This window comes from Pseudomonas petroselini (assembly GCF_045037875.1).
Lineage (GTDB): Bacteria > Pseudomonadota > Gammaproteobacteria > Pseudomonadales > Pseudomonadaceae > Aquipseudomonas > Aquipseudomonas petroselini.
This window is the reverse complement of sequence record NZ_CP173614.1, coordinates 6397137-6419451: the sequence shown is the minus strand read 5'-3', so window position 1 is coordinate 6419451 and position 22315 is coordinate 6397137. Positions and strand designations below refer to the sequence as shown.

The 22315-nt window shown below is 60.7% G+C and carries 17 protein-coding genes; 12 read left to right on the top strand and 5 right to left on the bottom strand.

Annotated features, from left to right (window positions below):
- Window positions 1–11 precede the first annotated feature (11 nt).
- The 3 genes from der to ACI512_RS29600 all read left to right on the top strand — a co-directional run bounded on the left by der (window position 12) and on the right by ACI512_RS29600 (window position 3523).
- Window positions 12–1481 (top strand): ribosome biogenesis GTPase Der, encoded by a 1470-nt coding sequence (der, locus tag ACI512_RS29610; RefSeq protein ID WP_043205850.1) that lies wholly within the window; start codon window positions 12–14, stop codon window positions 1479–1481.
- A gap of 114 nt (window positions 1482–1595) precedes the next feature.
- Window positions 1596–2744, top strand: coding sequence for a pyridoxal phosphate-dependent aminotransferase (locus ACI512_RS29605; RefSeq protein WP_405121461.1), 1149 nt, complete (start codon window positions 1596–1598; stop codon window positions 2742–2744).
- Window positions 2732–3523 (top strand): amidohydrolase, encoded by a 792-nt coding sequence (locus tag ACI512_RS29600; RefSeq protein ID WP_405121460.1) that lies wholly within the window; start codon window positions 2732–2734, stop codon window positions 3521–3523. Before ACI512_RS29605 ends, ACI512_RS29600 begins: the two co-directional genes overlap by 13 nt.
- A gap of 277 nt (window positions 3524–3800) precedes the next feature.
- On the opposite strand, the gene leuA is transcribed toward ACI512_RS29600, so the two are convergent.
- From leuA to ACI512_RS29580, 4 genes are all read right to left on the bottom strand, one after another.
- Window positions 3801–5480: a 2-isopropylmalate synthase gene (leuA, locus tag ACI512_RS29595; RefSeq protein ID WP_015885732.1), complete on the bottom strand. Its 1680-nt coding sequence runs from the start codon at window positions 5478–5480 to the stop codon at window positions 3801–3803.
- 324 nt (window positions 5481–5804) lie between these two features.
- On the bottom strand, window positions 5805–6626 hold the full coding sequence (locus tag ACI512_RS29590; RefSeq protein WP_064053757.1) for a M23 family metallopeptidase: 822 nt from the start codon (window positions 6624–6626) through the stop codon (window positions 5805–5807).
- Between the two features lie 3 nt (window positions 6627–6629).
- Window positions 6630–8009, bottom strand: coding sequence for an exodeoxyribonuclease VII large subunit (gene xseA / locus ACI512_RS29585; protein ID WP_250947276.1), 1380 nt, complete (start codon window positions 8007–8009; stop codon window positions 6630–6632).
- Between the two features lie 30 nt (window positions 8010–8039).
- On the bottom strand, window positions 8040–8930 hold the full coding sequence (locus ACI512_RS29580; RefSeq protein ID WP_405121459.1) for a LysR family transcriptional regulator: 891 nt from the start codon (window positions 8928–8930) through the stop codon (window positions 8040–8042).
- Window positions 8931–9029: 99 nt separating this feature from the next.
- On the opposite strand from ACI512_RS29580, the gene ACI512_RS29575 reads away from it, so the two are divergent.
- The 5 genes from ACI512_RS29575 (at window position 9030) to ACI512_RS29555 (ending at window position 14153) form a co-directional block, all read left to right on the top strand.
- On the top strand, window positions 9030–9797 hold the full coding sequence (locus ACI512_RS29575; protein ID WP_043205848.1) for a sulfite exporter TauE/SafE family protein: 768 nt from the start codon (window positions 9030–9032) through the stop codon (window positions 9795–9797).
- 144 nt (window positions 9798–9941) lie between these two features.
- Window positions 9942–10490, top strand: coding sequence for a hypothetical protein (locus ACI512_RS29570; RefSeq protein WP_015885727.1), 549 nt, complete (start codon window positions 9942–9944; stop codon window positions 10488–10490).
- 104 nt (window positions 10491–10594) lie between these two features.
- Window positions 10595–12064 carry an IMP dehydrogenase gene (gene guaB, locus ACI512_RS29565; RefSeq protein ID WP_124424893.1) on the top strand — a complete coding sequence of 490 codons (1470 nt, stop codon included), beginning with the start codon at window positions 10595–10597 and terminating at the stop codon, window positions 12062–12064.
- Between the two features lie 80 nt (window positions 12065–12144).
- Complete coding sequence (gene guaA / locus ACI512_RS29560) at window positions 12145–13722, top strand: glutamine-hydrolyzing GMP synthase (RefSeq protein ID WP_015885725.1); 1578 nt, start codon at window positions 12145–12147, stop codon at window positions 13720–13722.
- 185 nt (window positions 13723–13907) lie between these two features.
- On the top strand, window positions 13908–14153 hold the full coding sequence (locus ACI512_RS29555; RefSeq protein WP_236379550.1) for a helix-turn-helix domain-containing protein: 246 nt from the start codon (window positions 13908–13910) through the stop codon (window positions 14151–14153).
- A gap of 130 nt (window positions 14154–14283) precedes the next feature.
- Here the strand turns inward: ACI512_RS29555 and treR are convergent, their stop codons facing one another.
- Window positions 14284–14988, bottom strand: coding sequence for a trehalose operon repressor (treR, locus tag ACI512_RS29550; RefSeq protein ID WP_214497438.1), 705 nt, complete (start codon window positions 14986–14988; stop codon window positions 14284–14286).
- A gap of 239 nt (window positions 14989–15227) precedes the next feature.
- On the opposite strand from treR, the gene treP reads away from it, so the two are divergent.
- The 4 genes from treP (at window position 15228) to ptsP (ending at window position 22313) form a co-directional block, all read left to right on the top strand.
- Entirely contained in the window at window positions 15228–16670 is a 1443-nt protein-coding gene (gene treP / locus ACI512_RS29545) for a PTS system trehalose-specific EIIBC component (protein ID WP_015885722.1), read from the top strand.
- Window positions 16671–16788: 118 nt separating this feature from the next.
- Complete coding sequence (gene treC, locus ACI512_RS29540; protein WP_405121458.1) at window positions 16789–18435, top strand: alpha,alpha-phosphotrehalase; 1647 nt, start codon at window positions 16789–16791, stop codon at window positions 18433–18435.
- A 69-nt stretch (window positions 18436–18504) separates the two neighbouring features.
- Complete coding sequence (locus tag ACI512_RS29535; RefSeq protein ID WP_405121457.1) at window positions 18505–19725, top strand: maltoporin; 1221 nt, start codon at window positions 18505–18507, stop codon at window positions 19723–19725.
- 71 nt (window positions 19726–19796) lie between these two features.
- Window positions 19797–22313, top strand: coding sequence for a phosphoenolpyruvate--protein phosphotransferase (gene ptsP, locus ACI512_RS29530; RefSeq protein ID WP_405121456.1), 2517 nt, complete (start codon window positions 19797–19799; stop codon window positions 22311–22313).
- Window positions 22314–22315: the final 2 nt, after the last annotated feature.

Below are 22315 nucleotides of genomic sequence, written 5' to 3'. Positions count from 1 at the left end.
TGGAGAGCCGCATGGTTCCCGTAATCGCCCTGGTGGGCCGACCTAACGTCGGCAAGTCCACCTTGTTCAACCGCCTGACCAGGACTCGCGACGCCATCGTCGGCGACTTGTCCGGTCTGACCCGTGATCGCCAATACGGTGAGGCAAAGTGGCAAGGGCGCTCCTACATTATTGTCGACACCGGTGGTATCTCCGGTGACGAGCATGGCATGGATGAAAAGATGGCCGAGCAGTCGCTGCTGGCCATTGAAGAAGCCGATGTCGTGTTGTTCCTGGTGGACGCCCGTGCGGGCTACACCGCTGCCGACCAGATGATCGGCGAGCACCTGCGCAAGCGCAACAAGCGTTCCTATCTGGTCGCCAACAAGATCGACAACATCGATCCTGAGCAGGCCCGTGCCGAATTCAGCCCGATGGGCCTGGGCGACGCGATCCCGGTCGCCGGTGCCCACGGTCGCGGCATCACCCAGATGCTGGAAATTGCCCTCAGCACCTTCCCGAAGGATGATGATGAGGAAGAAGAGGGTGAAGAAGAGATCGTCGCCGAAGGTGAGGAAGCCAAGCGCATTCCTGGCCCGAGTGAAAAAGACGGTATCAAGATCGCCATCATCGGCCGCCCTAACGTCGGCAAGTCGACCCTGGTCAACCGCATGCTCGGTGAAGACCGGGTCATCGTCTACGACGAACCCGGCACCACCCGCGACAGTATCTACATCCCGTTCGAGCGTAACGACGAGAAGTACACGCTGATCGACACCGCCGGTGTGCGCAAACGCGGCAAGATCCACGAGGAAGTTGAAAAGTTCTCGGTGGTCAAAACCCTGCAGGCGATCAAAGACGCCAACGTGGTGATCTTCGTGATGGACGCCCGCGAAGGCGTGGTGGACCACGACCTCAACCTGCTGGGCTTTGCCCTGGAAGCCGGTCGAGCCTTGGTCATCGCTATCAACAAGTGGGACGGCATGACGCCGAGCGAGCGCGATTTCGTCAAGATCGAGCTACAGCGCCGACTGTTCTTTGTCGAGTTCGCCGATATTCACTTTATCTCGGCACTGCATGGTACCGGCGTGGGCAACCTCTACGCGTCCGTGCAGAACTCGTTCAAGTCCGCGGTTACCCGCTGGCCGACCAACCGCCTCACCCAGATCCTGGAAGACGCCGTTGGCGAGCACGCGCCGCCGATGGTCAACAACCGCCGGATCAAACTGCGTTACGCCCACTTGGGCGGTGCCAACCCGCCGATTATCGTGATCCACGGTAACCAGATCGAGAAGGTGCCGAAGTCCTACGTGCGTTACCTGGAAAACACCTACCGCCGTGTCTTGAAACTGGTCGGTACGCCGATCCGTATCGAGTTCAAGGGTGGCGAGAACCCGTACGAAGGCAACAAGAACACACTGACGGACCGTCAGGTGAACAAGAAGCGTCGTTTGATGACTCACCACAAGAAGGCCGACAAGAAGCGCCGCGATAAGCGCTGATTCCGACCTCGCAAAAAGGGCTCTTGATGAGCCCTTTTTTGTGCCCGCAGGTTTGTGCCTTGACCCGATGCGGCTGGCAGCTTAAAACTTGGGGCTCACCTGCAGGGGCCTCCGATGATCACCAGCAAGCTGCCGAATGTCGGCACGACGATTTTCACCACGATGTCGCAACTCGCCGCCGAAACCGGTGCGCTCAACCTGTCCCAAGGCTTCCCGGACTTCAATGGCCCTCAGGGTTTGCTGGACGCGGTCGGCAAGCATATCGCCCTCGGTCACAACCAATATGCACCCATGACCGGCCTGCCGGTGCTGCGTCAGCAGGTGGCCGCCAAGATCGCCCGCAGTTATGGCGCCACGGTCAATGCCGACAGTGAAGTGACCATCACCCCTGGGGCCACCGAGGCGATCTTCTGCGCAATTCAAGCGGTGATTCGTCATGGCGATGAGGTCATCGTGTTCGACCCGTGCTACGACAGCTACGAGCCCTCGGTCGAGCTGGCCGGTGGCCGTTGCGTGCACGTGCAACTGAGCCTGGATGGCTTTGCCCTCGACTTCGAGAAGATCCAGGCGGCGCTGTCGCCGCGTACGCGCATGATCATCCTCAACACACCGCACAACCCCACTGGCGCGCTGATCAGTCGCGCCGAGCTTGATCTGTTAGCGGCATTGATCCGCGACCGCGATATCTACCTGGTCAGCGACGAGGTTTACGAGCACCTGGTATTCGACGGCGTGCCCCACGTCAGCGTACTGGCCCACGAGGAGCTTTATCAGCGTGCCTTCGTGGTCAGTTCCTTCGGCAAGACCTACCACGTCACCGGCTGGAAAACCGGCTACGTGGTCGCGCCACCGGCCCTGACAGCCGAACTGCGCAAGGTGCACCAATACGTCAACTTTTGCGGCGTCACCCCGTTGCAGTACGCGTTGGCCGACTTCATGGCCGAACATCCGGAGCATGTTGAGGAGCTGCCGGCTTTTTACCAAGCCAAGCGCGACCTGTTCTGTGACTTGCTGGCGCCATCGCGTTTCAGCTTTACCCGCGTCACCGGCACCTACTTCCAACTGGTGGATTACTCACAGATCCGTCCGGACTTGGACGACGTCGCCATGTCGCTGTGGATGACACGTGAACACGGCGTGGCCACCATCCCGGTCTCGGTGTTCTACCAGAACCCACCCCAAGGCCAGCGCCTGGTGCGCCTGTGCTTTGCCAAACGCGAGGAAACGCTGCAACAAGCAGCCGAAAAACTATGCGTGATCTGAATGCGTTGCCGAACCTGAACATCGCCCTGGTCCAGACCACTCTGGCCTGGCACGACTGCCAGGCTAACCTTGAGCACTTCGAATTGTTGCTGGAGCAAGCCAAAGGCGCCGACCTGATCGTGCTGCCAGAGATGTTCACCACCGGTTTTTCCATGGAATCCGAGACCCTCGCCGAGCCTGAAAACGGCCCGACCCATCGCTGGTTAAAAGCCCAAGCAGCCAAGTACAACGCGGTCATCACCGGCAGCGTGATCATCCAGGCCGCCGACGGCAGCCACCGCAACCGCCTGCTGTGGGCGCGGCCTGATGGCGAGGTGCTGCATTACGACAAGCGCCACCTGTTCCGCATGGCCGGCGAGCACGACCATTACACCCCCGGCGAGCGCCAGGTGCAGTTCGAATTGAAGGGCTGGCGCATTCGGCCGTTGATTTGCTACGACCTGCGTTTTCCGGTGTGGAGCCGCGATGCCCAGGACACTGACTTGCTGCTGTACACCGCCAACTGGCCCGGAGCGCGGCGCTCGCACTGGAACCGCCTGCTGCCGGCGCGGGCCATCGAGAACCTGTGCTACGTGGCGGCGGTGAATCGGGTGGGGACGGACGGGAAGGGGTTTGCCTACACCGGGGACAGTCAGGTGTTGGACTTCCAGGGTGAGACCTTGCTGAGTGCGGGGGAGGCGGATGGGGTGTTCCAGGTGAACCTGGATGCGGCGGAATTGGCGGCGTATCGCACGCGGTTTCCGGCGAACCTGGATGCCGATACTTTCCAGTTTGTCTGACAGACCGCTATCGGGGGCAAGCCCTAATGCCAGTCAGTTAAGAAGCAGCAAGAGCGAACAGTAACCAGTGGCGAGGGAGCAAGCTCCCTCCCCACAGGTACGGTGCTCACCCTTGACTGACGGGCATTAGGGCAAGCCCCCTCCCACACGTTGATCTGTGAATACATTCAAAATGTGGGAGGGGGCTTGCCCCCGATGAGGCCCTCACAGACATCACAAAACCAAAAAAAGGCCCCTGGACTCCTATCCAGGGGCCTTTCACATTTAAGCAGACTGCTTAAGCCGCTTTGGCTTCCTGCTGGCTCAACGAGCGGTTAAGCGCACTGAACAGGGCCTTGAAGCTGGCCGTGGTGATGTTTTCATCAATGCCCACGCCATGGACCGGGCGCTCGCCGTTCACACGCAGTTCGATGTACGCCGCCGCTTTAGCGTTAGTGCCGGCACCGATTGCGTGTTCGTTGTAGTCCATGATCTCAACGCCAATCGGCAGGCCCGCCACCAGCGCTTCCAGCGCGCCGTTGCCTTTGCCTTTCCAGTGCAGGTTGGTTTCGCCCTGGCCTTTGCCCGAAACTTCCACCTCGACAAAGCTGTTGCCGTTCTCTTCCTGCAGGCGATGGCTGACCAGCGCATACGGAGTGTTGGCTTGCAGGTATTCACGCTGCAGCAAGGCGTAGATCTGCGGTGCGGTCATTTCCAGGCCGACGCGGTCGGTTTCGGCCTGTACCACCTGGCTGAACTCGATCTGCATGCGACGCGGCAGGCTGATGTCGTATTCCTGCTCCAGCAGGTAGGCGATGCCGCCTTTGCCCGACTGGCTGTTCACGCGAATCACCGCTTCGTAGCTGCGGCCAATGTCGGCTGGGTCGATCGGCAAGTACGGCACTTCCCACAGCGCGTCGTCTTTCTGCTGGGTGAAGCCCTTGCGGATCGCGTCCTGGTGCGAACCGGAGAACGCGGTATGCACCAGGTCACCGACGTATGGGTGGCGCGGGTGAACCTGGATCTGGTTGCACTCCTCGACGACTTTGCGCACGCCATCGATGTCGGAAAAGTCCAGTTGTGGGTCGAGGCCCTGGGTGTACATATTCAGCGCGACGGTGACGAGGTCGACGTTACCGGTACGCTCGCCGTTGCCGAACAGGCAGCCTTCGACACGATCAGCGCCAGCCATCAGGCCCAGCTCGGTGGCGGCCACGCCGGTGCCACGGTCGTTGTGGGTGTGCAGGCTGATGATCACGCTGTCACGACGGTTGATATGGCGACCGAACCATTCGATCTGGTCGGCATAGATGTTCGGCGTGGCGCATTCCACGGTGGCCGGCAGGTTGAGGATCATCTTGTGCTCAGGCGTCGGGTTCCACACCTCGATCACCGCGTCACAGACTTCCTTGGCAAATTCCAGCTCGGTGGCGCTGAAGGTTTCCGGGGAGTATTCGAAGGTCCACTGGGTTTCCGGCTGCTGGGCGGCGTATTTGACGAACAGCTTGGCCGCGTTGACCGCAATGGCCTTGATGCCTTCCTTATCCTGGTTGAATACGATGCGGCGGAACGACGGCGACGTGGCGTTGTACAAGTGCACGATGGCTTTCTTGGCACCGCGCAGGGATTCGAAGGTCCGTGCGATCAAGTCTTCACGGCCCTGGGTCAGCACCTGGATGGTGGTGTCCTCGGGGATGTGGTTGTCTTCGATCAGGGTGCGTACGAAGTCGAAGTCGGTTTGCGAGGCGGCCGGGAACGACGCTTCGATTTCCTTCACGCCAACGGCGACCAGGGTCTTCCAGAACCGCAGCTTTTTCACGGCATCCATCGGCTCGATCAACGACTGGTTGCCATCACGCAGGTCGGAGCTGCACCAGATCGGCGCTTCGGTGATGGTCTTCGATGGCCAGGTGCGGTCCGGGATATCGATGGTCGGGAACGCGCGGTACTTCGAAGACGGGTCTTTGAGCATGCTCATCGGGAAATCCTTTGTAGTAGGGGCCGAGAAAAGGCGGCCTGCCGTAGAACTGTTTTTAGGGATAAAACGTAAGGACGAGGCAGATCGATTCAGCCTGGCAGTCGTGCGCTGACAAGGCACAGGCTGCGGTGCTGGCGGAGCTGAATGAGGGTGTGAGAGGTTTTCATAAGCTCAACCCTAACCGCCGGGGTGAAAGATGGCAAGCAGTCGCTAAAAATTGAGAGAAGTTCTTCTATCTGCGTAGGAAACGAGATTTTATGCTTGGGGATGAGTGGCAGGCTGGTTTTAATTGCGCGCCCATTATCGGGCGCGCAATTGAACCTTTCAGGGTTGGAACGCGCCGATAAAGATCGCCGGGTCAACCCGTGCGTCGTTCAGGCTGACATTCCAGTGCATGTGGGGCCCCGTCGCGCGGCCCGTCGAACCGACCTTGCCCACCACTGCGCCGCGTGCCAGTTGCTGGCCGACTTTCACGTCGATCTTCGACATGTGGCAGAACATGCTGATAAAGCCCTGGCCATGGTCGACGAACACCGTGTTGCCGTTGAAAAAGTAGTTGCCCACCAGAATCACTTTACCGTTCGCCGGCGTCTTGATCGGCGTACCGGCGGGCACGGCGAAGTCCAGGCCCGAGTGAGGGTTGCGCTCTTCACCGTTGAAGAAACGACGCACGCCAAACTTGCTCGACAGCGGCCCGTTCACCGGTTTGTCCAGCACCAGGTTGCTCGGCAGGCTCGGGCTGAAGCTGCGGTAGGCTTTGATCTGCACTGCCAGCTCCGCCTCGATGCGTTTGAGCTGCGCCGGGTCGGGGTTCACCTGGCTTTTGTTTTTCAGGGTGATGCGTTGTTCCGGGTACTGCTTGTAGCCGACGATAAACGGCAGGCTTCGCCCACCACTGCTGATGCGCTCGTTGCCCGGCTTGACGGTCAGAGGGATGCCGACAATCGCCAGCCAGTTGTCCGCCTCTTTCACCACCAGCACCGGCTTGCCTTGGTAAGTGGCTTTCGGTGCGGCGGCCGAAGGGCCCAGCTCGACCACGGCCACCCCCCCTGGCACCGGTTTGTTCAGGGTGCGGGTGATGTAGCTGTCGGCGTGGGCGTTAAACGTGAGGCACAGCAGCATCAACAAGCTAAATAGACGTGGCATCAATCAATCCAATAACGAAAGGGTGACGGGTGTCAGGTGGTTGTCTTCCACCCGCACTTGCAATTGGCCCTCACCGAGGCGTGCGGTCAGGCGCTGTCCGGTGTGGGTCTGCGCGGCAGTGCGAATGGCCTGGCCGCGCTCGTCCAGCAGGATGCTGTAGCCACGGCCCAGGGTCGCCAGCGGGCTGACCACTTGCAGCGTCTGCACCTGGCTTTGCAGCTGCAGGCGCCGCGCCTTGAGGCCTTCGCGCATGGCGCGAGGCAGGCGTTCGGCGAGGCTCTCCAGGCGTTGGCGCAGCAGGGCCAGTTGACGCCCCGGGTGTTGGCCGGCGAGGCGGGTTTCCAGGCGGATCAGCCGTTCGCGCCGGGTATTGAGGCTGCGCTCAAACGCGCGACGCAGGCGCATGTCCAGGTCGTCGAGACGCTGGGCCTGTTGGCGCAGGCGTTCGCCGGGGTGACGCAGGCGCCGGGCCATGCCTTCCAGGCGCAGGCGGTCATGGCTCAGGCGGTTGCGCATCAGCATCACCAGGCGGCGGTGCAGGTTTTCGACTTGGCGCACCAGGTGGCTGGCGTCTGGCGCGAGCAGTTCAGCCGCGGCGGAGGGGGTAGGGGCGCGCACGTCCGCCACGAAATCGCTGATGGACACATCGGTCTCATGCCCGACAGCGCTGACGATTGGCGTGATACAGGCGTCCACAGCACGGGCCACCGCTTCCTCGTTGAAGCACCAGAGGTCTTCCAGTGAGCCGCCGCCACGGGCCAGGATCAGCGCGTCGAAGCCACGGGCATCCGCCAGTTTCAACGCGCGCACAATCTGAGGGATGGCTTCGCGGCCTTGCACGGCGGTGGGGATCAGCGTCAATTCAATGTTCGGAGCCCGACGGCGGAACACGCTGATGATGTCGCGAATCACCGCGCCAGTCGGCGAGCTGATAATACCAATGCGCCGAGGGTGCGCAGGCAACGGTACCTTGCGCTCGGCACTGAACAAGCCTTCGGCGCTGAGCTTTTCCTTCAACGCATCGAACGCCAGGCGCAACGCCCCATCACCGGCCGGCTCGACGGTATCGAGGATCAACTGGTAGTCGCCACGGCCCTCGAACAGCGAGACCTTGCCGCGCACTTTCACGGCCAGGCCATCTTTCAATGCCTGGCGCACCCGTGCGGCGTTATTGCGGAACAGCGCGCAACGCACTTGGGCGCCACTGTCCTTGAGGGTGAAATACACGTGGCCGGAGGCCGGGCGGGCGAGGTTGGAGATTTCGCCTTCTACCCAGATATTGGTGAACACGTCTTCCAGCAACACCCGCGCGCGGCCGTTGAGCTGGCTGACAGTCAGGACTTCGCGGTCCAGGCCCAGTCGGGCAAACGGGTCTTTAATCATGAGAAGCGATCTTTAATCATGGGCGGCAGTTTATAGGCATTCGCGCAAGGTTTGGCAGAATTGCTCCACCAGCGCGCTCGGCGTCTGTGCGCAGGCCAGCGCCACGGTGCTGAGGCAGTCCGGGTCGGCCAGGGGCAAAAAATGCACGTTGGCCGGGGCAATGTCCTGCATGGATTTTGGTAACAAGGCAATGCCGAAGCCGGCCTGGATCAGCTGCAGCTGGGTGGTCTTGCGCGACATCACTCGCGCGGCCTTGGGAAAAAATCCCGCGCGCATGCACAACTCGGCTGACAGATAACTCAGGCCGCCGCGTTGTGGGTGGGGGATCGAGATAAACGCTTCGTCCCTTAATTGCTCCAGCTCGATGGGCGCAGGACTGCGCGCCAGCGCATGATTGGGCGGCACCGCCAGCAGCAGTTGCTCGCCGTATAAAGGCACCACCCGCACCCCCTCACGCTGGCGCAGCACGGGCAAGCGCAGCACGCCGACTTCCAGGCGACCGTCGGCGATTTCTTCCAGCTGCGCTTCGGAGGACAGTTTGACGATATCCATCGACACCCCAGGGCAGCGGTCCAGCCAGGTGCTGATGCCTTGCAGCAGCGGGCCGCTCATCGGCACGGTGCTCGAATGGCTCAGGCGCAGCGTGCCGAGTTCGCCATTGCCCACTTGGGTTGCCAGCTCGCTGGCCTTGAGTAATTCACTCAGCAGGTTGCGTGCTCGCGGATAGAAGGCCTCACCCGCAGCCGTGAGTCGCGGTTGGCGTGCGGTGCGTTCGAACAGCGGGGTGTGCAGCTGGGTTTCCAGCGCTTTGATCTGTCGACTCAGGGCCGATTGCGCCACGAACAGGCGCTCGGCGGCGGCGCTGAAACTGCCGCTGTCAGCGATTTCGACGAAGTAGCGCAGTTGGCGGGTGGAAATCACGCGTCATGCCTTTTCGAGATGAGTGGAGGGCTTTGAAGATATTAGTCGCATCGCTCGCCGATGGCTAAAGTGATGACTGTCTCTAACAAGGAATTCCCCATGAGCCCGGTTGAGCTGATGAGTCAGTGGTCGTTTGGTGGTGCGGATTGGCTGCTGATCGGCGTGGGTGTGGTGGTGGCCTACATCGTGTTTGGCATTGCGGGTTTCGGCACTGCGCTGGTCGCGGGCCCGATCCTGATTCTATTTATGCCGCTGTCGAAAATCATCCCGTTGCTGGTGCTGTTGGACTTTGTCGCGGCGTTTGGCAACCTGCTGCAATCGCGGCGGGACGTGAACACGCCGGAGCTGCTGCGATTGCTGCCATGCATGGCCATCGGTTGCACGCTGGGTGTGGTGTTTTTGCTCAATCTGCATTCCGACGTGTTGCTGCTGTTGATGGGCCTGTTTATCAGCGCCTATGCGCTCTACAGCCTGATGGTCAAGGCGCGGCCCGCGCAGCTGGCGGCGGGGTGGTCGATTCCGATGGGGACGGTGGGCGGCTTGTTCGGCGCGTTGTTTGGCAGTGGCGGCTTTTTATATGCGATCTACTTGAACAGCCGCCTGCCCAAGGACGCGGCGCGTGCCACCCAGAGTGCGTTGATCAGTTGCAGCACGGTGGTGCGCTTGAGCCTGTTTTTGATTGCCGGGGTGTATGCGGATCTGCCGTTGCTGATGTTGGCGCTGTGCCTGTTGCCCGCGATGGCGCTCGGGCTGTGGTGTGGGCGCAGGTTGACCATGCGTATGTCGCGTGAGGCGTTTGTGCGGTTGGTGACATGGTTGGTGCTCGCCAGTGGAATTGCGTTGATTGGACGGTATTTGAGTACTTGACCTGTGTGGGGCAGGGATTAAGCTGCCAGCCTTCAGGGCCTCTTCGGGGGCAAGCCCCCTCCCACCTTTGAAGGTATTCACCCTTCAAAAATGTGGGAGGGGGCTTGCCCCCGATGACGCCAGACGCCACACCGCAGGACTCCCATGAATTCCCAAAGCATCCTTGTCCCGAAAATCTCCACCTTGCCCGTCCACGAACCCCGCGCCCGGGCGATCGTGCGTTGGCTGGTGCGCAAGAACATCATCAAGGAAGAGCTGACCACCTGCGGTCGCACCGGCAACCGCATGGCCTACGCCCTGGCCGATGGCGCCCGCGCCGTGGTGCTGCACCCCGAGGCGTTGCCGTTCAACGAGCCCATCAACGGGCTGGAAATCATCTACAAACGCTGCATCTACACCCCGGCCAAAGGCTTTCTCGAGGAAGCCGGTTGCCCGGAATGCCTCAAGGAAGTCGGCGAAGCGCTGTTCGAAAGCCTGGAAGACTGGATGCCCGGCCACACCGACAACTTCACCTGCCCGCTGTGTGGGCATGAAGACGACATCAACGGGTTCCTGTTCCTGCAGGAATGCGGTTTTTCCAACCTGGGATTCATCTTCAACAACTGGGCGGAGGCGGGGTTCAAGCAGAGCTTTATCGACGAATTCGCCGATTGGCTGGACCAGAAGATGAGTTGGGTCAAAGTCGAGCTTTAACCCATCTATCAGTATTACCAAGTTTGTCAGAGTTTTACATTGAGCCCGGCAGGGTGCATGTATATAATGGCGCGCTTCCATTTTCCCGCTCGGGAGCCCCCGCGATGCTGCGTATCAGCCAAGAAGCTCTGACATTCGACGACATTCTCCTAGTGCCCGGTTATTCCGAGGTGCTTCCTAACGAAGTCAGTCTCAAGACCCGCCTAACCCGTGGCATCGAGCTGAATATTCCCCTGGTTTCCGCTGCCATGGACACCGTCACCGAAGCCCGTTTGGCAATTGCCATGGCTCAGGAAGGCGGCATCGGCATCATCCACAAGAACATGACCATCGAGCAGCAAGCTGCCGAAGTGCGCAAGGTCAAGCGTTACGAAGCCGGTGTGGTGAAAGATCCAATCACCATCGAAGCCGACGCCACCGTGCGTGACCTGTTCGAACTGACCCGCCTGCACAACATCTCCGGCGTTCCGGTGCTGCACGATGGCGACCTGGTCGGCATCGTCACTTCCCGTGACGTGCGTTTTGAGAACCGTCTTGAAGTCACCGTCCGCGAAGTGATGACGCCTAAAGAGCGTCTGGTCACGGTCAAGGAAGGCGCCGACAAGAACGATGTGCGCGAACTGCTGCACAAGCACCGCATCGAGCGCGTGCTGATCGTCGACGACAACTTCGCCCTCAAAGGCATGATGACCGTCAACGACATCGAAAAAGCCAAGGCTTACCCGCTGGCCAGCAAGGATGACCAAGGTCGTCTGCGCGTCGGCGCAGCAGTCGGTACCGGTAAAGACACCGGCGACCGCGTTTCGGCGCTGGTTGCTGCCGGTGTTGACGTGGTGGTGGTCGACACTGCCCACGGTCACTCCAAAGGCGTGATCGACCGCGTGCGCTGGGTCAAACAGAATTTCCCTGACGTACAAGTGATCGGCGGCAACATCGCCACCGGCGCAGCGGCCAAGGCGCTTGCCGAAGCCGGCGCTGATGCGGTCAAGGTCGGTATCGGCCCTGGCTCGATCTGCACCACGCGTATAGTCGCCGGTGTCGGCGTGCCGCAAATCAGCGCCATCGCCAACGTCGCCGCTGCCCTTGAAGGCACTGGCGTCCCGTTGATCGCCGACGGCGGTATCCGTTTCTCCGGTGACCTGTCCAAGGCCATCGTGGCCGGTGCTTCCTGCGTGATGATGGGCTCGATGTTCGCCGGTACTGAAGAAGCGCCAGGCGAGATCGAACTGTTCCAGGGCCGTTCCTACAAGGCTTACCGCGGCATGGGTTCGTTGGGCGCCATGTCCCAGGCGCAAGGCTCTTCCGACCGTTACTTCCAGGACTCCTCGGCAGGCGCCGAGAAGCTCGTCCCGGAAGGCATCGAAGGCCGTGTGCCATACAAAGGCACCCTGAGCGCGATCATCCATCAACTGATGGGCGGCCTGCGTTCCTCGATGGGCTACACCGGCAGCGCCGACATCGAAGAAATGCGCACCAAGCCAGAGTTCGTACGGATCACCGGCGCCGGCATGGCTGAATCCCATGTCCACGACGTGCAGATCACCAAGGAAGCGCCAAACTACCGCGTAGGTTGAGGCTTCCAGCAAAATGTTAAGTAACCGGGGCTGTTCTTCAGCCCCGAGTTGTTTCTGATTCATTAGACGAGACTGACTTCATGGCCCTCGACATTCACGCCCACCGCATCCTGATCCTCGACTTCGGTTCCCAGTACACCCAGCTGATTGCCCGCCGCGTGCGTGAAATCGGCGTGTACTGCGAACTGCACCCGTTCGACATGGATGACGAAGCGATCCGCGAATTCGCACCGAAAGGCGTCATCCTCGCCGGTGGCCCCGAGTCCGTGCACGAAGCCAACAGCCCGCGCTGCCCGCAAGCCGTATTCGACCTGGGCGTACCGGTCTTCGGCATTTGCTACGGCATGCAGACCATGGCCGAGCAACTGGGCGGCAAGGTTGAAGGTTCCGAGCTGCGTGAATTCGGTTATGCCCGTGTGGACGTGGTCGGCAAGAGCCGCCTGCTGGACGGTATCGAAGACCACATCGACGCCGACGGCCTGTTCGGCCTCGACGTGTGGATGAGCCACGGTGACAAAGTCACCAAGATGCCGGAAGACTTCCACATCCTGGCCAGCACCCCGAGCTGCCCGATCGCCGGCATGTTCAGCGACGAGCGTCGCTACTACGGCGTGCAGTTCCACCCGGAAGTGACCCACACCAAACAAGGCGGCCGCATCCTGTCGCGCTTCATTCTCGACATCTGCGAGTGTGAAGCCCTGTGGACCCCGTCGAAAATCGCTGAAGATGCCATCGCCCAGGTTCGTGCCCAGGTCGGCACCGACAACGTATTGCTCGGCCTGTCCGGCGGCGTTGACTCCTCCGTGGTCGCCGCGCTGCTGCACAAAGCCATCGGCGACCAACTGACCTGCGTCTTCGTCGACAACGGCCTGCTGCGCCTGCACGAAGGCGAGCAAGTGATGGCCATGTTCGCCGAGAACATGGGCGTCAAAGTGATCCGCGCCAACGCCGAGGACCAGTTCCTCAACAACCTGGCCGGCGAGTCCGACCCGGAGAAGAAGCGCAAGATCATCGGCCGCACCTTCATCGACGTTTTCGATGCCCAGTCCAACAAACTGGACAACATCAAGTACCTCGCCCAAGGCACCATCTACCCTGACGTGATCGAGTCGGCCGGCGCCAAGAGTGGCAAGGCCCACGTGATCAAGTCCCACCACAACGTGGGTGGCCTGCCTGAGGAAATGAACCTCAAGCTGGTAGAACCGCTGCGCGAACTGTTCAAGGACGAAGTCCGCCGTCTGGGCCTGGAACTCGGCCTGCCGTACGACATGGTCTACCGCCACCCATTCCCAGGCCCAGGCCTGGGTGTGCGTATCCTGGGTGAAGTGAAAAAGGAATACGCCGACCTGTTGCGTCGTGCCGACCACATCTTCATCGAGGAACTGCGCAAGGCCGACTGGTACCACAAAGTCAGCCAGGCGTTCGTGGTGTTCCAGCCGGTGAAATCCGTGGGTGTTGTAGGCGATGGTCGTCGTTACGCATGGGTTGTGGCCCTGCGTGCCGTAGAAACCATCGACTTCATGACCGCCCGTTGGGCACACCTGCCGTACGAACTGCTGGAGACTGTCAGCGGCCGTATCATCAATGAGATCGAAGGTATTTCGCGCGTGACGTATGACGTGTCGAGCAAGCCGCCGGCGACGATTGAGTGGGAGTGATCCTGCGTTAGCAGGTAAATGTTGAACAACAAAACCTCGGCCATGTGCCGGGGTTTTGTGTTTATGGCATGTAAGCTTTTGGTCAAAAACTGTATCAGATAAACAATATTCAGAATGGAATGCATCGTATAGGGTGCATAAATTCAGATTTATCTATTTATGCAGTGTATGGGGTGCATTTTGATATGGAGGAGTTAGGCAAATTGATCCGTAGCCTCCGTAAAACAGCGGGCCTTTCACAAAGTCAGCTTGCGCACCGTCATGGCATGAGCCGCTCCACCATTTCGGGGATCGAGAACAACACGATCTCCGAAGTGGGAATTCGCAAAGTCGAAGCGATCCTCGAGGGCTTGGGGTACGAATTGACCGCCATACCAAAACGTCGGCGCAAAACCCTCGATGAATTGAAATCAGTAAGCTTCCATGATTAGTCAAAGGGATCGGTTGTATATCGGCGAAGCACTCACCCAGAGTTCGCGGCGGTAGGAGAGAAGATGACTGCTGCATGGATGGCAGGGCTGGCGAAGAGTATCGCAGTACAATGATCTTCCCGACCTATGCTTACCGCCGCGCAATATCCGAAAAGTAAAACTTATCCAACGTATGCCGCGACTCGGTGTACTCGAACTGCCGCCCGTCCTGCAAAAACGTCTGGTTGCTCACCACGATCACGTGGCTTTGGCCCTCGAGGTCGAGGTGCGTCTGGTCGTCCTTGCTGCGCGGCAGGGCCTCGATGGTGCGTTGGGCATAGGCAATTTGCAGCTGCAGCGTCTGTTCGATAAACGCGTAGATCGACTGCTCGGCAATCGCGCGGTCCAGGCCGGGGATCACGTCGGCCACGAAGTGGTTGATGTCGAGGATCACCCGTTTGCCGCCGATGCGCCGTACCCGTTTGATGCGGGTGATCAGGGTGCCCGGTTCGGCTTCGATGTGTTGCAGCAGTGAGCCTTCCAGTGGGAACTGGGTGAATTCGACCACTTCGGTGCGTACGTCATCGCCCAGGTCGGCGTGGGTTTCGTGGAAGCTGACGATGCCGCCCAGTTGGAACTCGATCGGGTTGGGCGACAACACGAAGGTGCCCTTGCCGTGGATCTTTTGCGCAAACCCACGCTCCTGCAGCTGCTCGATGGCCCGACGCACGGTGCCTCGGCTGGCCTGGTAGCTGTCCATCAATTCGGTTTCGGAGGGAAGGCGCGTGCCGCGCTGCAGGCGTTCAGTGGTGATGCTGGCAAGCAGATCCGTATAGATCTGGTTGTATTTGCTCATGGGGATGGCTCTTTGCCGGGGTTGCGGTCAAGGCAGGAACCTTAGTGGCAGAGAGGGGGTTTGTCCATTAGACCCTTGGATGTATGCGGCTTGCAGCGGTGTGGTGGCCTGCAGAAGATAAACAAAATGTAACTCATACAGACGAGTTGTTGCTTTAACTCGTACAGACGAGTAGTTTTGCCCTCGGCGTGCTGCCAATGACTGCCCCTCAAATAAAAAAATCAAAGTGGAAAACAAGCATGAGCCACGACTATTCGAACATTGCCCGCGAGATCCTCGAAAACCTCGGGGGCAGCGACAACCTTGAGCAAGCTGCCCACTGTGTGACCCGCCTGCGCCTGGCGCTCAAGGACCCGAGCCTGGTCAACAGCAGCGCGCTGAACCAGGTCGATCTGGTCAAGGGTTCGTTCTTTACCGGTGGCCTGTTCCAAGTGGTGATCGGCCCCGGCGAAGTGGAAAAGGTCTACGCCGCCCTGCGCGAACAGACCGGCCTTGCCGCCGCCACCATCGCCGATGTGAAGAAGAAGGGCGCCGACAAGACCAATGCCATGCAACGGCTGGTCAGGGTGTTCTCCGATGTGTTCATGCCGATCCTGCCCGCACTGATCATCGCCGGCCTGTTGATGGGCGTGAATAACCTGATGGGCGCCAAGGGCATGTTCATCGAGGGCAAGACGCTGCTGGAGGCGTATCCGAACCTGGATGGCCTGTGGAGCCTGATCAACCTGATGGCCAACACCTCGTTCGTGTTCCTGCCGGCGTTGGTCGGTTGGTCGGCGGCCAAGCGCTTTGGCGGCAGTGAAATCCTTGGCATCGTGCTCGGCCTGATGCTGGTGCACCCGGACCTGCTCAACGCCTGGAACTATGGCAAGGCAGTGGCCGGGCTCGACGGTCAAAGCCTGCCGTACTTCGATATTTTCGGTTGGTTCCAGATCGAGAAGGTGGGCTACCAAGGGCAGATCCTGCCGATCCTGATGGCGGCTTATGTGATGAGTGTGATCGAGAAATGGCTACGTGCGCGGGTGCCCAATGCAATTCAACTCCTCGTCGTGCCGATCACCACCATCGTCGTGACCGGTGTGCTGGCCCTGGCCATCATCGGCCCGGTGACCCGTCACCTCGGCATCCTGATCACCGAAGGCGTGGTCACCCTGTTTGACCTGGCGCCGATGGTCGGCGGGGCGATTTTCGGCCTGCTGTATGCGCCGCTGGTGATCACCGGCATGCACCACATGTTCCTCGCCGTGGACCTGCAGCTTATCTCCACCCAGGGCGGCACTTTTATCTGGCCGATGATCGTCATGTCCAACCTGGCTCAAGGCAGCGCCGCGCTCGCGGTGTTCTACACCACCCGCAATGCGCGGGACAAAAGCATGGCGTCGACCTCGGCGATTTCCGCGTACTTCGGCATCACTGAACCGGCGATGTTCGGGGTGAACCTGCGCTTCAAGTTTCCGTTTTATGCGGCCCTGGTGGGCTCGGCGCTGGGCAGCATTTTCCTGTCGCTGAACAAGGTGCAGGCGTCGGCCATCGGCGTGGGGGGCTTGCCTGGGTTCATTTCGATCGTGCCGCAATCCATCGCGGTGTTTGTGATCGGCATGGTCATCGCGATGGTGGTGCCGTTTGTTCTGACCTGTGCGTTGAGCATGAAGATTGTTCGGCCTGGGTACAGGGTTGCTTGATCTACCGCAATCGGGGGCAAGCCCCCTCCCACATTGAAACGCATTTCAAATGTGGGAGGGGGCTTGCCCCCGATGAGGCCCGAAAGGCCTGCACAAAAATCAACTGAAGGAACCCACCATGCAAAACTGGCAACACTCGGTGATCTACCAGATCTACCCCAAAAGCTTCCACAGCCACGCGGGTAACGCCACCGGTGACCTGCTGGGCATCGTGGACAAACTCGACTACCTCAAATGGCTGGGTGTCGACTGCCTGTGGATTACCCCGTTCCTGCGCTCGCCACAGCGCGACAACGGCTACGACATCAGCGACTACTACGCCATCGACCCCAGCTACGGGACCATGGCCGACTGCGACCTGCTGATCAGCGAAGCGGCCAAGCGTGGCATCAAGCTGATGCTCGATATCGTGGTCAACCACACGTCCATCGAACACGAGTGGTTCCAGCAGGCGCGCAGCAGCCTCGACAACCCGTACCGCGACTTCTACATCTGGCGCGACCAGCCGAACAACTGGGAATCCAAGTTCGGCGGCTCGGCCTGGGAATACGAGGCACAAACCGGGCAGTACTTCCTGCACTTGTTTGACCACACCCAGGCCGACCTGAATTGGGACAACCCCAAGGTGCGCGCCGAGGTGTTCAAGCTGATGCGCTTCTGGCGCGACAAAGGCGTGGGCGGTTTCCGCCTGGACGTGATCAACCTGATCTCCAAGCCCGCCGACTTTCCCGAAGACAGCAGCGACGGCCGTCGCTTCTACACCGACGGCCCGAACGTGCACGAATACCTGCAGGAAATGCACCGCGAAGTCTTCGAAGGGCACGACCTGATCAACGTCGGCGAGATGTCGTCCACCAGCCTCGAACACTGCATCCGCTACTCACGGCCAGAGTCGAAAGAGCTGTCGATGACCTTCAACTTTCATCACCTGAAAGTCGATTACCCGAACCTTCAGAAGTGGGTGAAGGCCGACTTCGACTTCCTGCAGCTCAAGCAGATCCTCTCGGATTGGCAACTGGGCATGCAGGCCGGTGGAGGCTGGAACGCGCTGTTCTGGTGTAACCACGACCAGCCACGGGTGGTCTCGCGGTTCGGCCATGACGGTGAGCACCGTGTGGTCTCGGCCAAGATGCTGGCGACCGCGCTGCACTTCCTTCAAGGCACGCCATTTGTGTACCAGGGCGAAGAGCTGGGCATGACTAATCCGGGCTTCGACAGGATCGAGCAGTATCGCGATGTGGAGACCCTCAACATCTTCCGGCTCAAGCGCGATGCGGGCGAGTCCGAGGCGTCGAGCATGGCCGCGATCATGCAGAAGTCCCGCGACAACGGCCGCACGCCGATGCAGTGGAATGCCCAGGCGAACGCCGGTTTCAGCAGCGGCGAGCCGTGGATCGGCATCCCGGCCAATGCGGCGCAGATCAACGTCGAGCGCCAGCTGGATGACCCGGATTCAGTGCTGCATCACTACCGTGCGCTGATCGCCTTGCGCCGTCATGAACCGCTGATCCAGGCCGGTGTTTATCGCCAGCTGCTGCAAGACCATCTGCAGGTCTGGGCCTACCTGCGCGAAGGCCATGGCGAGCGGCTGCTGGTGCTGAACAACTTCTACGGCACGCCCTGCGAAATCCAACTGCCGGACGGCGTCATCAACCCGGCCAGCGAACAACGCCTGCTGATCAGCAACTACCCGGACTGCCCGGTGCGTACGGGCACGGTAGCGCTGCGCCCGTACGAATCGTTTGTGTTGCACCTCAAGGACTGAGGCCCGTTGTAACCCCGTGTGGGAGCACGGGACGCTTTGAAAAACATAATAAAAATATCGGAGTGCTGCATGAAAACAACAATAAAGCTGGGCCTCGTTGCGTCTTGTCTGAGCCTGCCGTTTGGCGCTCAGGCGTTGGAATTCGCCGGTTACTTGCGCAGCGGCGCGGGCACTTCAACAGGCAGCGGCCCACAGCAATGTTTCCAACTGCCGGGGGCGCAAACCAAGTACCGTCTGGGTAACGAATGCGAGCAATACGCCGAGCTGGAACTGCGCCAGGACCTGCTCACCCTTGATGACGGCTCGGTGCTCAGCGTCGATGCAATGGCGTCGCTCTACAACAAGTACGATCGTGAGCTGAAATTCCAGGGCGAAAACAACGGCACCGCGCGCATGCCGCAAATGTATGCACAATGGTCCAACCTGCCCAGCCTCAATGGTGGCTCGCTGTGGGCCGGTCGGCGTTACTACAAACGTAACGACATCCATATCTCCGACTTCTACTACTGGAACCAGAGCGCCACGGGCGGCGGGATTGAGGACGTGCTGATCGGCGACCTCAAATACAGCTACGCCATTTCGCGCAAGGACAATCTGTATCAGAAGGCATACGCCACCCGTCACGACTTCAACGTCGCGGGCTTCAAGACCAACCGCGGCGGTGAGCTGGAACTGGGCCTGAGCTACATCGAAAAAGCCGGCGGGCGTGACACCAACAGCGGCTGGGCGATCACTGCGCAGCATGTGCAAAAACCTTTTCTGGGCGGCAAGAACAAGTTCGCCTTGCAGTACGGCGAAGGCCCCGGCACCGGCCTGGGCTACACCGGCAATACCTTCCTGGACAACAGCAGCAAAAGTTACCGCGCCGTGGAGTTTTTCGACTGGCAGGTGACCCCGCGTTTCGGTGGACAGGTCGAGGCGGTGTACCAGAAGGATATTCGTCCCGGCAGCCAGGACCAGACCTGGATGTCCATCGGTGTGCGCCCGGCGTACGCGATCAGCGAGCAGTTCAAACTGGTCACCGAGCTTGGGCATGATCAGGTCGACGCCACCGGCGGCACGCGCAAACTGAGCAAATTCACCTTCGCCCCGACCTGGTCCCCCAAAGGCCCGGAATTCTGGGCGCGGCCGGAGGTGCGCTTGTACTACACCTATGCAACCTGGAACGAGGCGGCCAAGCGTGCGGCGAATGAATTGGCGGCGGGGTCGGCGTTGTCTGATACCGGTTCTTATGGCACGGCGCGGCATGGGTCGAACGTGGGTGTGCAAGTCGAATACTGGTGGAAATAACTAGACCGTCGTTACCCCAAAGATTTGCATCCAGCCAATGATTTTTACAGAACAAAACAGCAGGTGAAGTCATGACCCTATCTAAACCCCTGGAACTGCTGGCGCCCCTATCCGGTGTGCTGCTGGCACTGGACAAGGTCCCCGACCCGGTATTCTCCAGTCGCGTGATCGGCGACGGCCTGTGCATCGACCCGACCTCGCAGACCTTGTGTGCCCCGTTGGCTGGGGTGATCAGCAATATCCAGGACAGCGGGCATGCCGTCAGCATCACCGACGACAACGGGGTCCAAGTGCTGCTGCATATCGGGCTGGACACCGTCAACCTAGCGGGCCAGGGCTTCACCCGGCGGGTGCAGGAAGGCCAGCGGGTGGAGGCCGGGCAGGCGCTGATCGAATTCGATGCCGACTACGTGGCGCTCCATGCGCGCAGTTTGCTGACCTTGATGCTGGTGGTCAGCGGTGAGCCGTTTAGCGTGTTGGCAAGCGGTCTTGTGGCGTCCGGCCAGCCGCTGTTGCAGTTATCCCCAAGTGAAGCCGTTGACGTGATGGACGAAGAGGAGGGCGATGCACTGTTTTCCAAGCCGCTGGCCTTACCCAACGCCAACGGCCTGCACGCTCGCCCAGCGGCGGTATTCGCCCAGGCGGCGAAGGGTTTCAAGGCCAGCATCTACCTGCACAAGCAAACCCAGAGCGCCAACGCCAAGTCGCTGGTGGCGATCATGGCGTTGCAAACGGTGAAGGGCGACACCCTGCAAGTGAGCGCGGCGGGCGAGGATGCCGAGGCGGCGATCAAGGCACTGGTGGCCTTGTTGGCGCAAGGCTGTGGCGAGGCGGTGGCGACCGTTGCCGAACCGGCCGCGACGGTGTTGTCGGCGACGTTGCTTAAAGGCGTGTGCGCCTCACCGGGTTCGGCATTTGGCCAGGTGGTTCAGGTGATCGAGTCCGAACTGGCCATTCCTGAACACGGTACGGATGAAGCGACGGAGCGTGCCGCCCTGGCGCGTGGCCTGCGGGCTGCCACCGCAGCCCTGCAAACGTTGCAAGACAAGGCTTGCGCCAGTGCCCAGGCGGAGATTTTCCGCGCTCATCAGGAATTGCTCGAGGACCCGACCTTGCTCGAACAAGCCCACAGTCTGCTGGCTGACGGCAAGAGCGCCGCCTTTGCCTGGAACCGTGCCACGCTCGCCACAGCCAAGCTGTTCCAGGGTTCAGGCAATGCCCTGCTGGCCGAACGTGCGGCAGACTTGGCGGACGTCGGCCAGCGTGTACTGAAGCTGATCCTGGGGATTCAGGACAGTGCCTGGGACTTGCCGGAACGTGCAATCCTGATCGCCGAGCAACTGACGCCTTCGCAGACTGCCAGCCTGGATACCCGCAAAGTGCTGGGGTTCGTCACCGTCGGCGGCGGCGCGACCAGCCATGTCGCGATCCTCGCCCGTGCCCTTGGCCTGCCGGCCATTTGCGGTGTTTCGGTCGACGTGCTGGGGTTGGCCAATGGCAAACAGGTGCTGCTCGACGCCGACAAAGGCGAGCTGCACCTGGAGCCGAACCTGGCCGAGATCGAACACCTGGAGGCCGCGCGCAAACAGCAGGTGCTGCGCCATCAGCGCGACGTGGCGCAAGCGTCGTTACCGGCCACCACCCGCGACGGCCATCACGTCGAAGTCACCGCCAACGTGGCCTCGTTGCAAGAAGTGGAGCACGCCCTGACCCTCGGCGGCGAAGGTGTCGGCCTGTTGCGTTCGGAGTTCCTCTACCTGGACCGCCACCGCGCGCCGAGCCCCGAGGAGCAAGCCGGCACCTACACCGCGATCGCCCGCGCCCTGGGCTCCGAGCGCAACCTGGTAGTGCGCACCCTGGATGTTGGCGGCGACAAACCGTTGGCCTATGTGCCCATGGACGCTGAGACCAATCCCTTTCTTGGCCTGCGTGGCATTCGCCTGTGCCTGGAACGTCCTGAGCTGCTGCGCGAACAGTTCCGCGCGATCCTCGCCAGTGCCGGGTTTGCGCGGCTGCACATCATGTTGCCGATGGTCAGCCTGCTGTCGGAGCTGCACCTGGCGCGCAAGATCCTTGAAGAGGAAGCGCTGGCGCTGAAGCTCACCGAGTTGCCGAAGCTGGGCATCATGATTGAAGTGCCGTCGGCGGCGCTGATGGCGGACGTGTTTGCCCCCCATGTGGACTTCTTCTCCATCGGCACCAATGACCTGACCCAATACACGCTGGCCATGGACCGCGACCACCCACGATTGGCCAGCCAGGCCGACAGCTTCCACCCGGCGGTGCTGCGCTTGATCGCCACCACCGTCAAGGCCGCGCATGCTCATGGCAAGTGGGTCGGTGTGTGTGGCGCGTTGGCGTCCGAAGCGCTGGCGGTGCCGGTACTGATCGGGCTGGGCGTGGACGAGTTGTCGGTCAGCGTGCCGTTGATCCCCACCATCAAGGCCACCGTGCGCGAGCTGGACCTGGCGGACTGCCAGATCATCGCCCGCCAGGTGTTGGGCCTGGAAGAAGCCGCCGAAGTGCGTGAGGCCCTGCGCCAATATCACGCGGCTACCGTTGAAACCTCACCTGTCGTGGAGCACTGAGC